Here is a 12,833-nt window from a genome sequence, read left to right as displayed (position 1 = left end):
TGCTGATTCCCCTCTACTGCGGCTGCTGGGCCGCTGCCTCACGCAGTTGCCGGATGCCCTCGGCGCGGGACTCGGCCGTCTCGCCGTAAGGGAAGTTGTGCGTCAGCTGCGCCTCGGGAAAGACCTGTCCGAGCCACAGCGAGCAGTAGTGGCCCGGCATGAAGCAGGCCTCCAACTCGGTGTGGATCCGCAGCACTTGGTCAGGCTCGACCCCCGCTGCCTGCAACCGGGCCCACAGCCGCTCCTCCGGGTGGACGCCGATGTCGCCGGCCTGCGTGATGATCTGCTTCTCGCCCTGTCCGTCGACGATCTCGAAGGCGGTGAACCACTCCGCGCTCGCGGTGTCCCGGATGTCGTCGAGGACCAGGGGCCACCAGTGCTCGCGCCCCTCGAACGCCCGCGGATCGATGTTCCGCAACCGCTGCTCCAACTCCGCGTACGCGGCGGAGGCCGTCCGCGGTTCGTCGGTGCCGAGGATCACGGCGAGGGCCTGGTCGAGGGCGAGGAGCGACTGGGCGAAGGCCTCCGCGGTCGCGTTCACGAACCGCGGGTCCTCGCTCCAGTCGAGGAGCACGGCGCGTACGACGCCCTCCTGGTCGGCACAGATCTCGAACCCGCGGTCAGAGCCGAACCGCGTCCACTCCCGGCACTCGTCGAGTACGACCGTGCGGTCGACGGACCGGGCGAACTCGTGCAGCGGTACGGGGTCGGACCCGGACGTCGTGAAGTACGGGCCCACGGTCAGGGGAACGGTGATGTCGCCGATGCGCCGAATATCGCTGTCATTCATCGGCATTACCTCGCCTCGGGTTCGGCGACATACTCCAGGATGTCGTGCCAACGGGAATTGCTGACTTCTAGCGCGGCCGGGTCGATCTCCCGCATTCGCTCGGCGAGCCGGGCCGCCGCGCCTTCCGGGTCGATATTCTCGAGTTCCGACTCGAAGTCGTAATTCGGGCGCTCCTTCTCCAGGAGGAAGAGGAAGTGGGCGAAGGAGGGGAGATCCTTGTTCAGCGGATAGGTCTCGGAGTCCTCGCCCGGCAGGCAGTGCACGACCCCGGTGACCCCGTCCAAGGCGATGTCGTCATAGGGCACCATGCCCAGCAGAAGCCAGTTCTCGGCCCCTTGGGGCAGGTCCGTCCACCGCTCACGCAGGTCGTCGTAGGCCTCGCCGAGCGTCCTGGCCTGCTCGGGGGAGCCGTCCACGAGGTCGAACCAGGGATTTGGGCGGGCCGGAATGCCGACATCGCGAAGAAAGTCCGCACTTGGCTGGTGCTGGATGTTCGCCACCACCGCGGCGGAAAAGGTGGTGAGCTCCTCCGGATCGAACTCGGATTCCAGGGTCTCCCGGTCAATGGGGGACGTCATCTCGTGACCTGCCTGCCTTGCGAATGATCGGAGTGCCCGATGCTAGCATGTGCCTATTTGTGTCGGTTCGCCTTGAGGCGGTCCAGATAACCCATCATTTCCGCGTTGCCCTGGGCCCTGGATTCCTTGGTGTTTCCGTAATCGATGCTGTGGGTCACATCCACGTGCGAAAGTCTTTCCTTCATCCATGCGCTGCAGTTCGGCGCGGACGAACAGGGAGCTCTTTCCGTGTACAGCTCGGTCATACGACCACCAGCTCCGTCCCTGAGGACCGGGAACCCGATCATGCGCTCGGAGTGCCGGAATCCCGAACTGCGCGCGACCATGATGAAGTTGCCGTCGTCCTGCTTCGCGCTGTTGAACCGGGCGGCGGCGTAGTTGTTGCTCTCGAACTTGTCCTGCCCGTTGACCTGTTTGTGGTTGCCGTAGCTCTTGTCCGAGTGCCGGGCCAGCTGTACGGCCTGGGACAGAGGCGTACTCCCCAGCTCGACCTGTTGCGAGTTGCTGAGGGGGCGCGGCCGCTCCTTGCCGTGGAGCTTGAGGTTCGGTTCCCCCGGCAATGGCCGACCGGCGTTGTCGCCGTCGAGCTTGAGGCCGAGACGATCCCGGTCCTCCTGAGCCAGCTTGTCCGTCCCGCCGTCCGCCCGCAGCCTCTTGAGCGAACCGTCGTCGCCCATGAGATACATCGGAGTCTTGCCGTCGTTGCCCTTCTGGAGCTGCTTCAGGGACAGCGCGGTCTCGTCGTCGTTGTCCTTGTGCCGCTTGGCCATCTGTTTCAGGCCGCCGGTCATGCTCTCGTCGAGGTGGTCGGCGGAGCGCTTGATGCCCTTTCCGATTCCCTCCATGACCTCGTCGACCATGGGGTCGAGGAGGTTGGTGAGCGGGTCCTTGCCGCGGGCGCGGCCGTGCGAGGACCTGGCGCGGGTCAGCTTGCTGCCGGCGCCGTCGCGGATCTTGCCGCCCGCGCTCTTGAGGCCGTTCCCCGCCCGGTCGTAGGACTCCAGGTCCATGCTGAACTGACCGCCACCGCCACCACCGCCGCCCGAGCCGGACCCACTGGATCCGCCGTCGGCACCGGCCAGCTGCATCGAGCCGCCGCCCCCGCCCGCGCTCGCCAACTGCATCCCGCCCGACTTGAGGCTGTCGACGCCCTCGCCCAGCCCCTTCTCGCCCGCCTTGGCCGTCTGGCCGAGGTCGACGCCGTTCTGGGTGCCGAGGGCGTTGCCGCCGATCTGCACCACCAGGTCGCCCGCCATCGCGCCGAGGGCCTGGAAGACCGGGCCCATCGCGACCTCCATGATCCGCCCGGCGATCTCCTCGCACACCTCCTCGAAGATGCGCTTCACGGCGATCCGGGTGACCTGCGTACCGGCGACCCCGCCCAGCGTGGACAGACCGAAGGTGAGCGGGGCGGCGGCGAGGGCGGCCGCGATCTCCGCGGCCAGGATGCCGAGTTGGGCGATCGCGGCGATCTTCGCGCCCTCGATCAGCACCGCGACCGCGTCCAGCGCGGTCGCAGCCACCCGGCCCGCCTCGGCGAGGTTGGTCAGATGCTTGCCCTTGACGAGGTCCCAGTGCCGCTCGAGCGCCTGGATCGCGAGGCCTTCGTTGCCGCCGACCAGATCGGTGATCGCCTGGTGCGCGTCCGCCGCGCCGTCCTCGATGTCGTCTGCGAATTCCCGCATGGCCTGGGCCATGTCGCGGTAGTCGTCCTCGTCGACGTTGGGCCAGCTGATGCCTATCAGGTCCAGGGCCGCATCCAGCTCGTTCGGCAGGACTACACCCACAAGGGCCCCCGTTCGAAAGTTTCTCTGTGCAACGTAACTTTGATCGAATCTTGTGTACAAGTTGATCCACAGTCACTTGACTTGATCTGAGGCCCAGTTGGCGCAGACCATTCCGAACGGAACCTGACGGCACGGAAATCCGTCGCGCTCCCCGCGGGTGGGTGGTTACCCTCCGCCTGGACGTGGGCCGCGAGGGGAGCCGGGCATGGAGACGGGACGCGTACGGACCGACCGACTGGGCGTACTGCTGGACCAGTTCGACTGCGTCCGCGAGCGGGCGCAGATCCGGCTCGAGGGGCTCGGTGACGAGGAGTACCTGTGGGAGCCGGTGCCCGGCTGCTGGTCGATCCGGCGCCGGAGCGAGGCGGTGACTCCCCGGGCGTACGGCCCCGGCGCGTGGGTGATCGACAAGGGCGCCCCGGACATCCCCTCCAACGAGTACGCCGAGGTCGCCCGGCAGGCCGCCGACGGCATGAGCGTCGCCAAGATCGCCGAGGACTGGAGCGTGAGCGTCGAACGGGTCGAGGAGGTCCTCGCCCACACCGGCCCGGTGGAACCCGACATCAGCCCGGTCACCACGATCGCCTGGCGACTCGGGCACCTCCACTCCTGCTTCGCCGGCGAATGGGAGTGGACCTTCGGCGAACGCCGCACCGATCCCCACCAGTTGGTCGACTTCACCCCCTCGGCGGCCCTGGCCCAGGAACGCTTCTGGTCCCTGCTCGACCGCTGGCGCGAAGCCGTCGGGCAGGTCACCGAGGAGCAGCTCGACACGATCGGCTTCTCCCAGTACCCGTACAGCTCGGCCCCCGACGAGCCGTACATCTCCGTGCTGTGGGGCTCCAACCTCGAACTCATTCACCACATGGCGGAGATCGCCCTGCTGCGGGACCTGTGGCAGGCCCGCCGCGCCGGAGGCTGATCCGGGACGGCCGTAGTCCTTCGGGGGGCACGGCGTGAATGTTCGGTGGACAAGTCGTCCCAGGCCCCGCTGACACCGACCACCCCGCGACATCGCCGACCCGGTTTTGAGAGTCTGTCGACCGACATCGCCAACCAGACCGACAGTGGGCGGCCATGAACCACAGCAGCCGGCAACGGGCCCCGCAGACGCGGCAACCGGGGCCTCCGCACAGCCACGCGACCGCTCCGGCGCCCCCTCCGGCGCCAGCGCCCGAGCCCGCGACCGCGCCCCCTCCCGCTCCCACGGAGACCGTGATCCACATCCCCGACAGGGGACTGCGCAGCTACGACAAGATCGCAGCCGGCGACCCGACCACCACCCTCCGGCAGGCCGCCCCCGGCACGGACGGCGCACCTCTGGCGTACGTCCACGTGCCTCAGGACGCCCCCAAGGGCGGCCGCCAGGCCCGCCCGGCGTTCACCCTGACCGGCCCGAACGGCGCACCGCTCAGCTCGGTACGGTCCCTAGGCGACGGTGTCTACGAGGTGTACGACGGGGACGGTGCCCCCCTCGGCCGCATCACGCGGCGAAGCGGCCGGACCCTGCCGTGGCCGCGCCGCGTGCGCTGGAGCGTGCAGTCCGCCCGGGGCGAGGCGCTGACCGGCGAGGTTGGCACCCGCACCGCGTGGGCGGTGTTCGTCCTGATCTCCCCGCTGTACTTCCTGGGCTGGGCCGTCATGGCCGCCCAGGGCTCACTCTGGCTGCTGCTCGGCGAGAAGGGCGAGGCGAAGAAGGAAGCCGCCTGGGAGATGGAGCCGCCGACGTGGACGCGGTGGCGTGCGGCCGGTGAGCCCGAGCCGGCCGTCGAGTACCGGACAGGCCGCAGGTACCGTCTGGTCGCAACCCGGTTGGACCACCGGCTGGCCTGTGCACAGGCCGTGCTGCACGTATGGGACCGCGCCTGGCTTGCGGAGGCCAAGAATTGGCGACAGCGAACATCGCGAGGTAGGCCGGAAGTTGCTGCTCCGATAGTCTGACCGGCGATCACCGATGACGCTACGGGGAGGCAACGGGGATGGCTGACTTCCAGATCGATGTAGATCGTATGAAGACCCTGATCAGCAGGCTGGACCAGGTGGGCGACCGCATGCGCGGCGCCCAGGAGCGGCTCAACAAGGTCGGTCCCAAGGGTCTGGGCACGGACGGTCTCGACAACGCCTGCGACGGCTTCCAGGACGACTGGGGCGACGGCATCAAGCGGATCGCCGACGGCGCCAAGCAGCTGCACGAGGGGCTCCAGAAGACCCTCGAGGCCTACCAGACGATCGACCAGGATTTGCAGAAGGGCTTCAGTCAGAAGTAGCCGGCACCACTGCTGAGACACCTCGCCGGCAACGCTGAGACACCTCGCACACGCACACAGCACACGCACTCAACGGGGAGAAGACGATGGGGATGTTCGACGATCCCAACTGGCCCGGACTGACGTTCAATCCGGCCAAGGGCGACCTGCACACGATCGAGTCGCTCGCGTACGACGTCAGGACGGTCGGCGACGAGCTCGACGAGATGCGCGAGATGCTCGTGGGCATCGGGAAGACGGACGGCATCTGGGACGGCGAGGCCGCCAAGAAGTTCCAGGACAAGGTCGGCGAGCTGCCCAAGTACCTTCAGCAGGGCCACGAGTCGATGGCCGCCTGCTCCAAGGCGCTCAAGGGCTGGCACGACGAGCTGGAGACCATGCAGCGCCAGGCCAGGAACCTGGAGGACCGCGCGGTCGAGGCCCGCAAGCGGCTCGACCAGAAGAACGCCGACGTCGACCGGGTCAACGTCAAGATCGAGGGCGTGCAGTTCCAGCAGATCAGCGAACAGCAGGCCAAGGCCCTGTCCGAGGAGGCCGATTCGGCCACTCGCGCGGCCCAGGACGCCGCGACCGACCTCAAACTCCTCATCCAGGACGCCGAGGCGCTGCGCAAGTACTGGGAGGAGCAGGCCGCGAAGGCCGAGAACGCCATTCGCGAGGCCGCGAACAACCGGCCGCCGGACATCAGCGTCTGGGACAAGATCACGGACGGTCTGAAGGGCGCCTGGGACGGCTTCACGGACTTCCTCGCCGACCACGCGGACCTGTTCTCCAAGATCGGATCCGTGCTGTCCATCCTCTCCCTGGCCACCATGGCCATCCCGCCCGTGGGTGCCATTCTCGGCGGCCTCGCCATCGGCGCCAGCGCCCTCGCGCTCGCCGGTTACGGCGCCAGGACGGCCCGCGGCGAGAAGGTGGGCGTGATGGACTGGGTCGGCGCCGGGCTCGGTGTGCTGCCGGGCATCGGAGCGGTCAAGGGCATCACTGCGGGAGCGAAGGCGGCCAGGGCCGCGGCGACGGGCGAACGGCTCGCCGGTGTCTTCTCCCACGCCGACGAGATGGCGACCTCGGTCAACATGGCCCGAGGCATGGCCGACGGCCTCATGTACAAGGGCCTGGCGCGGGCCGGCAAGGCGATGGGCCTCGGCGACGAGGCGGTGGACGTCGGCAGCGGGCTGATGCGCGGCACGATGGGCGGCATCAAGGGCGTGGGCCTGGCGTTCGGCCTCATCTCGGGCGGCGGCGCCGACACCAAGGCGGCCGCCGCGCCGCCCAGCAACGCGTTCATGTCTGCGGCGGGAGCGGCGTAACCGATGAGCACCATGTATCCCGGCGGCGGCCCGGCCGGCACCGCGGTCATCGCCACGCCGCGCCTGACGTTCCGGGTGCCCCCCGCCTTCTTCGAACTCCCCGTGTACGAGAGCGAGGAGCAGGTCGGCCAGGCGCTGATCGAGCTGGCCCAGGACATCTACCCGCAGGGCACGCCCGAGCTCTGGTTCCAGTACGCGGCGACCCAACTGCCGTTGGTCGCGCAGATGATGGAGGCCGGAGTCGACTACGCCGGCTTCTGTCTCCTGGACCTCGACGGACGGCGCAGCACGGCGACGGTGACGGGCGCCCTGCTGGAGTCGGTGCCGGACGGCCGCAAGATGACGGCCGCGAGTGTCGCCGCGGAACTCGCGGGCCTGGGTGGTGAGACGGCCCAGGTCGAGACGGTGTGGCTCACGGCCGGCGAGGCGGCGGTCCGGTTCACCGCGGACGTCACGACCCTCCCGGCCGAGCTCACCGACTCCGGTCGCCCCGAGGAGGTGCAGGTCGGGAAGATCGCCGTCTTCCTGCCGCTCCGTCGGGAGGCGGAGATGGTGCTGTTCGAACTCAGCACTCCGTGCATGCAGGACTGGGACCTGTACTCCGACCTGTTCTTCAACATCGTGAACACCATCGAGGTGCACAGCGACAGCCCGGTCGAGGCGCACGTGCCCGAGCAGCCGGCGGCCGTTCCTCCCAGCGCGCCTGCGGACGCGGCGAACGGCGTCCACGTGCCCCTCCAGGCCCAGTCCATGCGAGACGTGTTCGGATGAACGGCGCCGAAGGCACCGTCCCGGCACCGGGCCTCGACCTGTTGCAGGTCAGGGCCGCGCAGCTGGCGACGGTGCCGGGCCTGCCCGAAGCGGCGCGCGTGATCGGGTCCGACAGGGGCATCGACTACCTGTCGGACCCGCAGGTCGCGGCGATGCTCCTGCGTCACCGCCGCCTGCTCGGCGGGATGAACTCCCGCGGGGCATGGGGCGGTCTGCTGTTCGTGCCCGGGGCGGTGGGAGCCTGGTTCCTGACCGACACCCTGGGCGGAGCGGCGTACGACACGACGGTCGCCGTGGTGCTGTGCACCCCGGTGGCCCTTCTGCTCGCGCTCAGCCTGTACCTGCTGGCGCGGGCCTTCTGGTTCCGCCACGTGTGGCTGCGCGACGGAACCCGCGACCAGGTCAACGGGTACCTTCAGGTCTTGTCGGCGGCGGGGCTTCCGCATCACGCACTGCCTGGCTGGCTGAAGCCGGTCACCGGAGAGAGATGGCGATGACGACTGTTTTTGGTGTGCACGCGCTGGCCCCCCAGGGCAACACGGCCCTCGACCTCCAGAGTGTCATCAAGGTGCGGGGCGCGGACCCCGTCCACGTGGCCAGAGGATCATCGGGCGACAGCACGGCGAGCGGCCTCGCCACGGACTTCACCCTCTACGAGGACCAGGCGGGCCACAAGCCGCTGTGCACCGTGGCCCCCCAGGGCGCGAACGGCCGGCTGACCGTGACGGCGCCCGACGGATCCGTGCTGGCCGTGCTGCACCCGCCGAAGGGCCGCCGGTACGAACTGGAACTCCCCGACGGCACCCACCTGACCGGCCGGGTCGGCACCGTCCCCGGGTGGTTCGTGTACGTCCTGCTCTTCCCCCTGACGCTGCTCTACACCGCCGCGAGCCTCATCGGCGGATACGGCGTCGACTGGCACCTGCCCTCGCGCACGGTCTGGCGCTCCGGCAGCGGCCCCGCCCCCCTGAAGTTCTCCGGCATCACCGACAAGTACAAGATCCGCCCCTCGGCGCTGGACCCCCGCGTCGCCTACGCACAGGCGGTCCTGCACTTCTGGTCGGCCTGACCGGAACTCCGGCACACATACGGCGACGGCAGCACCCTCTTCGGGTGCCGCCGTCGCCGTGTCCGCGCGGGGGCTCAGCTCTCCGGGAGATACCCCGTCTGCACCAGCTGCCCGCTGGCCCGCCGTGAGATGAACTGGCCGCGGCCCTGCGGCTGCGGAGTGGCCCTGATGTTGTTGAACACAGGGCCCTCCGACGGGTCGCCCGACAGCACGATGCCCTGGGCGCCGAGTTCCTTGATCCGGGTGAGGACCGGCTCGAAGGAGGAGCGGGAGGCGCCCGAGGTGGTGCGGGCCAGGATGATCCGCAGACCCAGGTCACGGGCGAAGGGCAGGTACTCCATGAGCACCGACATCGGGTTGCCCATCGACGTGGCGACGAGGTCGTAGTCGTCGATGAAGATGAACGCGTCGGGCTCGTTGTACCAGGAGCGGTTGCGCAGCTGGTCCGGTGTGACGTCCGGTCCGGGCATACGGCGGCTCATCGAGCCGGCCAGCGACTCCATGACCTCCTGGAGCTGCGGACCCGAGGCGCAGTACTTGTACATGTGGCTCTCGGGCACCTGGCCGAGCAGCGCGCGCCGGAAGTCCGAGACCACGAACAGCGCCTTGTTGGGCTGGTAGCGCTCGGAGACCTGCTTGGCGATGAACCGCAGCAGCGAGGACTTGCCGGACTCGCTCTCGCCGTAGATGACGAACAGCGGGTCGGTCTCGAAGTCCACGAACACCGGGGACAGGGTGAGCTCGTCCACGCCGATCGCGATACCCCGGCTGCCGAAGTCGCCGCCGCCGGGCAGTTCCGAGGCGGGCAGCATCGTCGGCAGCATCCGCACCTTGGGAGCCGTCGGGCCCTGCCAGGCGCTGTTGACGCTCTGCACCAGGTGCGCCATGCCGTCGGCCAGGTCCTCCACCTGCGTCGACCCGTCGATACGGGGCGTGGCGGCGAGGTAGTCCAGCTTGTCCGGCGACAGACCGCGGCCGGGCTTGCCCATCGGCACGTTCTCGGCCCGCTTGCGGTCGAACTCCGACTCCATCGCGTCACCCAGGCGCAGTTCGAGCCGGCTGAGGATCTGGTCGCGCAGCGCGGGCCGCATCTCGGTGTACCGGGTCGCGGTGACGATCAGGTGGATGCCGAAACCGAGACCACGCGTCGCGATGTCCGCGATGACCGGGTCGAGCATCTCGTAGTCGTTCTTGAAGGTCGCCCAGCCGTCGATGATGAGGAAGACGTCGCCCCACTGCTGGTCGGGGTAGTGCCCCTGCGCCCGGCGGTTGCGGAAGGTGCCCATGGAGTCGATGCTCTTGGAACGGAAGAACTCCTCACGGGCGTTGAGGATGCCGTGCACCTCCGCGACCGTACGGCGGACCTTCTCCTGGTCCAACCGGGAGGCGGCCCCGCCCACATGGGCCAGGTTCTCCAGCGCGAGCATGCCGCCGCCGCCGAAGTCGAGGGCGTAGAACTGCACTTCGGCTGGGGTGTGGGTGAGCGCGAACGACGTGATCATCGTGCGCACCAGCGTCGACTTGCCGGACTGCGGGCCACCCACGATCAGCGCGTGGCCGGCGGACCCGGACAGGTCGGCGTACATCACGTCACGGCGCTGCTCGAAGGGCTTGTCGACCAGACCGACCGGCACGGCCAGCTTGCTCTGGAGGTGGTAGCCCTCGGCGTGCAGACCGCGCTCCGGACTGACGCCCAGCGCCGGCAGCACCTGGTCGAGGCTGAACGGCTCGTCCAGCGGCGGCAGCCACACCTGGTGGGCGGGCGGACCCTGTCCGTCCAGGCGGCTGACGATGACGTCGAGGACGGTGTCGGCGAGCGCGTCGTCGACCTGGTTGCCCCGGGTCTCCGGCTCCGGCTCGGCGAGGATCCGCACCGGCACCGGCGCCGCGGTGAACAGTACGGGGGAGCGGTCGATCCGGCCGCCGCCCTGCGCCATCGGCCCGTTCGGCCGGTAGGTGCCCGACACGTACGCGGCCTTGAACTGCACCATCGTCTCGGTGTCGTACTTGAGGATGCCCGCGCCCGGCACGTTCGGCAAGTGGTAGGCGTCGGGCACACCGATCGCCGTACGGGACTCGGCCGCCGAGAAGGTGCGCAGACCGATGCGGTACGACAGGAAGGTGTCCAGGCCGCGCAGCTTGCCCTCCTCAAGGCGCTGCGAGGCGAGCAGCATGTGCACACCCAGCGAACGGCCGATCCGGCCGATCTGGATGAACATCTCGATGAAGTCCGGCTTGGCGGCGAGGAGTTCGCTGAACTCGTCGATGATCAGGACGAGCGAGGGCAGCGGGTCGAGGGCGGCACCGGCGGCCCGGGCCTTCTCGTAGTCGGTGATGTTGGCGTAGTTGCCGGCCTGCCGCAGCAGCTCCTGGCGGCGGGTCAGTTCACCGGTGATGGAGTCGCGCATGCGGTCCACGAGGGTGAGTTCGTCGGCCAGGTTGGTGATGACCGCGGAGACGTGCGGCATGGAGCCCATGCCGGTGAAGGTGGCACCGCCCTTGAAGTCCGCGAGGACGAAGTTGAGCGTCTCCGAGGAGTGCGTGACCGCGAGGCCCAGCACCAGCGTGCGCAGCAGCTCCGACTTTCCGGAACCGGTGGCGCCGACGCACAGGCCGTGCGGGCCCATGCCCTCCTGCGAGGCCTCCTTGATGTCCAGCATGACCGGCTCGCCGTTCTCGCCGAGACCGATCGGCACCCGCAGCCGCTCGTGCAGGGTGCGGGGCCGCCAGGTGCGCGAGACGTCCACGCCCGCCGCGTCGCCGATCTGCATCAGGTCGGTGAAGTCCAGGTTCGCCAGCAGCGGTTCGTCCGCGTCGGCCGCGCCGAGGCGCAGCGGCGCCAGCTGCCGGGCCAGCGACTCGGCCTGCGCCTGCGACAGCACGTCGGGGGTGCCGGTGAAGACACCGGTGCCCGCCTCCAGCTCCATGGCGTCCGGCCACACCCGGATCGACAACGAGCCCCGCGCCTCGTCGAGCTCACCGGGCACGACCTCGAGGATGGTCACCCCCTGGAGGCCCTCCGCGGAGGCGAGCACCGAGTCCGCGGGCACCCCGCCGCCGTCGAGGACGACGACCACGTGCGGCTGGTCCAGCACCGGCGAACCGTCCCGGCTCCAGCGGGGACGCCCCTCCAGCTGGTGGGCGATCATCTCCTCCAGCTCGCCGAGGTCGAAGCAGAGCAGACGCCGCGAACCCGCCCCGTCGGCCTCCTTGTGCTGCATGTGCGGCAGCCACTTGGTCCACTCCCAGTCCACCGCCGCGCCCGGCGAGGCCACGACCGCGATCACCACGTCCTCGGGGGAGTGCAGCGAGGCCAACTGGCCGATGACGGAACGGGTCTGGCCGTAGACCGTCTCGGCGTCGCCGGAGATCGTCACGTGGTAGAAGGAGCGCAGCCCGATGGCCAGCGGGAGTTCACCGAGCGTGCCGTAGCTCGCGATGAACTGCTGCATCGCGTGGGCGGTCAGCGGCTCCAGCTCGTCCACCGGCGCGGTGTCGGGGGCGACCAGCGGGGTGGCCAGCTGCTGCGGGCCGAGGCCGATCCGTACCTGGACGAAGTCCTGGTCCATGGAACGCCGTTCCCACAGCCGGGAGCCCTCGGCGACCAGCGCCCACAGCTGCTCCGGCGCCGGGTGCAGGTAGTACTGGGCGTCGCGCTGCTTGTGCACCGTGCGCCGCACCTCGCGCCGCTTCTGCGCGAGGTACTTGAGGTAGTCCCGCCGGGCCTCGGCCATCTGACCGGAAGGGCCCTTCCTGGCCCGCACGATCTGCGCGACCAGCATGGCGACCGTGGACACCATCATCAGGCCGCCCATGATCTTCATGAAGCCCTGGGCGCCCGGCATGAAGAAGAACGCGGCCGACGACCCCATGCCCAGCATGGGCAGCAGGTTCATCAGCAGACTGTCGTCCTCGGTACGAGGCAGTTCGGGAGGGGACTCGAGCTTGACCTCCTCGCTCGGCACCTCCGGCGGGTACACCCGCGGCGGGCGTTTGACGATGACGACGCTCACCGTTCCACCAGTCCTTCACGCGATAGCAATGTCGAACCGCCCCCGTGTGACGGCCCCCGTACGTTCGTCGACTCATGGGGCTCGGCCCTCACATGAGTCGGGCGTTGATCCTACTGTTCTGCGGGCCTGTTGAGCCGGGAGGGGATGAGGAGATGCCGCAAGGGGACGGTAGGGTGACGCACCGAACGATGCGCGGGGCGGGTTTCGCCCTGGCAAACCGCGACGAATCACCGAGTACTGGACTAGGG

The 12,833-nt window shown here is 69.2% G+C and carries 11 protein-coding genes; 7 read left to right on the top strand and 4 right to left on the bottom strand.

Annotation, left to right across the window (positions count from 1 at the left end):
- Nucleotides 1–13: 13 nt before the first annotated feature.
- From IF54_RS0106920 to IF54_RS40745, 3 genes are read right to left on the bottom strand one after another with little or no spacing between them, the layout of a single operon-like run.
- Complete coding sequence (locus tag IF54_RS0106920; RefSeq protein ID WP_159002087.1) at nucleotides 14–790, bottom strand: nucleic acid/nucleotide deaminase domain-containing protein; 777 nt, start codon at nucleotides 788–790, stop codon at nucleotides 14–16.
- A 5-nt stretch (nucleotides 791–795) separates the two neighbouring features.
- On the bottom strand, nucleotides 796–1,368 hold the full coding sequence (locus IF54_RS0106915) for an SUKH-4 family immunity protein (RefSeq protein WP_030315628.1): 573 nt from the start codon (nucleotides 1,366–1,368) through the stop codon (nucleotides 796–798).
- 53 nt (nucleotides 1,369–1,421) lie between these two features.
- Nucleotides 1,422–3,155 (bottom strand): nucleic acid/nucleotide deaminase domain-containing protein, encoded by a 1,734-nt coding sequence (locus IF54_RS40745; protein ID WP_063754928.1) that lies wholly within the window; start codon nucleotides 3,153–3,155, stop codon nucleotides 1,422–1,424.
- A 205-nt stretch (nucleotides 3,156–3,360) separates the two neighbouring features.
- Here IF54_RS40745 and IF54_RS0106905 point away from each other — a divergent pair, with 205 nt between their 5' ends.
- From IF54_RS0106905 to IF54_RS0106875, 7 genes are all read left to right on the top strand, one after another.
- Entirely contained in the window at nucleotides 3,361–4,077 is a 717-nt protein-coding gene (locus IF54_RS0106905; RefSeq protein WP_030315626.1) for a DinB family protein, read from the top strand.
- A 293-nt stretch (nucleotides 4,078–4,370) separates the two neighbouring features.
- Nucleotides 4,371–5,096 (top strand): hypothetical protein, encoded by a 726-nt coding sequence (locus IF54_RS0106900; protein ID WP_234438924.1) that lies wholly within the window; start codon nucleotides 4,371–4,373, stop codon nucleotides 5,094–5,096.
- Between the two features lie 38 nt (nucleotides 5,097–5,134).
- Nucleotides 5,135–5,422 (top strand): hypothetical protein, encoded by a 288-nt coding sequence (locus tag IF54_RS0106895; protein WP_030315624.1) that lies wholly within the window; start codon nucleotides 5,135–5,137, stop codon nucleotides 5,420–5,422.
- A gap of 86 nt (nucleotides 5,423–5,508) precedes the next feature.
- A complete protein-coding gene (locus IF54_RS0106890) occupies nucleotides 5,509–6,732 on the top strand; it encodes a putative T7SS-secreted protein (protein ID WP_030315623.1) in 1,224 nt (407 codons plus the stop codon).
- A 3-nt stretch (nucleotides 6,733–6,735) separates the two neighbouring features.
- Nucleotides 6,736–7,503 (top strand): hypothetical protein, encoded by a 768-nt coding sequence (locus IF54_RS0106885; RefSeq protein ID WP_030315622.1) that lies wholly within the window; start codon nucleotides 6,736–6,738, stop codon nucleotides 7,501–7,503.
- Entirely contained in the window at nucleotides 7,500–8,000 is a 501-nt protein-coding gene (locus tag IF54_RS0106880; RefSeq protein WP_030315621.1) for a hypothetical protein, read from the top strand. Before IF54_RS0106885 ends, IF54_RS0106880 begins: the two co-directional genes overlap by 4 nt.
- On the top strand, nucleotides 7,997–8,572 hold the full coding sequence (locus tag IF54_RS0106875; protein ID WP_234438922.1) for a hypothetical protein: 576 nt from the start codon (nucleotides 7,997–7,999) through the stop codon (nucleotides 8,570–8,572). Before IF54_RS0106880 ends, IF54_RS0106875 begins: the two co-directional genes overlap by 4 nt.
- 74 nt (nucleotides 8,573–8,646) lie before the next feature.
- Here IF54_RS0106875 and IF54_RS0106870 read toward each other — a convergent pair whose 3' ends face one another.
- Complete coding sequence (locus IF54_RS0106870) at nucleotides 8,647–12,585, bottom strand: type VII secretion protein EccC (protein WP_030315619.1); 3,939 nt, start codon at nucleotides 12,583–12,585, stop codon at nucleotides 8,647–8,649.
- Nucleotides 12,586–12,833 lie beyond the last annotated feature (248 nt).

The organism is Streptomyces sp. NRRL B-3229, assembly GCF_000719505.1.
In the GTDB taxonomy this organism is placed as follows: domain Bacteria; phylum Actinomycetota; class Actinomycetes; order Streptomycetales; family Streptomycetaceae; genus Streptomyces; species Streptomyces griseorubiginosus.
The sequence above is the reverse complement of the archived record's forward strand: the minus strand, read 5'-3'. Positions and strand labels throughout refer to the sequence as shown.

What these genes read in the sequence shown, in the direction of transcription:
- IF54_RS0106920 (WP_159002087.1), bottom strand. Translation starts at nt 790, where the DNA reads ATGAATGACAGCGATATTCGGCGCATCGGCGACATCACCGTTCCCCTG.
- IF54_RS0106915 (WP_030315628.1), bottom strand. Translation starts at nt 1,368, where the DNA reads ATGACGTCCCCCATTGACCGGGAGACCCTGGAATCCGAGTTCGATCCG.
- IF54_RS0106905 (WP_030315626.1), top strand. Translation starts at nt 3,361, where the DNA reads ATGGAGACGGGACGCGTACGGACCGACCGACTGGGCGTACTGCTGGAC.
- IF54_RS0106895 (WP_030315624.1), top strand. Translation starts at nt 5,135, where the DNA reads ATGGCTGACTTCCAGATCGATGTAGATCGTATGAAGACCCTGATCAGC.
- IF54_RS0106890 (WP_030315623.1), top strand. Translation starts at nt 5,509, where the DNA reads ATGGGGATGTTCGACGATCCCAACTGGCCCGGACTGACGTTCAATCCG.
- IF54_RS0106885 (WP_030315622.1), top strand. Translation starts at nt 6,736, where the DNA reads ATGAGCACCATGTATCCCGGCGGCGGCCCGGCCGGCACCGCGGTCATC.
- IF54_RS0106880 (WP_030315621.1), top strand. Translation starts at nt 7,500, where the DNA reads ATGAACGGCGCCGAAGGCACCGTCCCGGCACCGGGCCTCGACCTGTTG.
- IF54_RS0106875 (WP_234438922.1), top strand. Translation starts at nt 7,997, where the DNA reads ATGACGACTGTTTTTGGTGTGCACGCGCTGGCCCCCCAGGGCAACACG.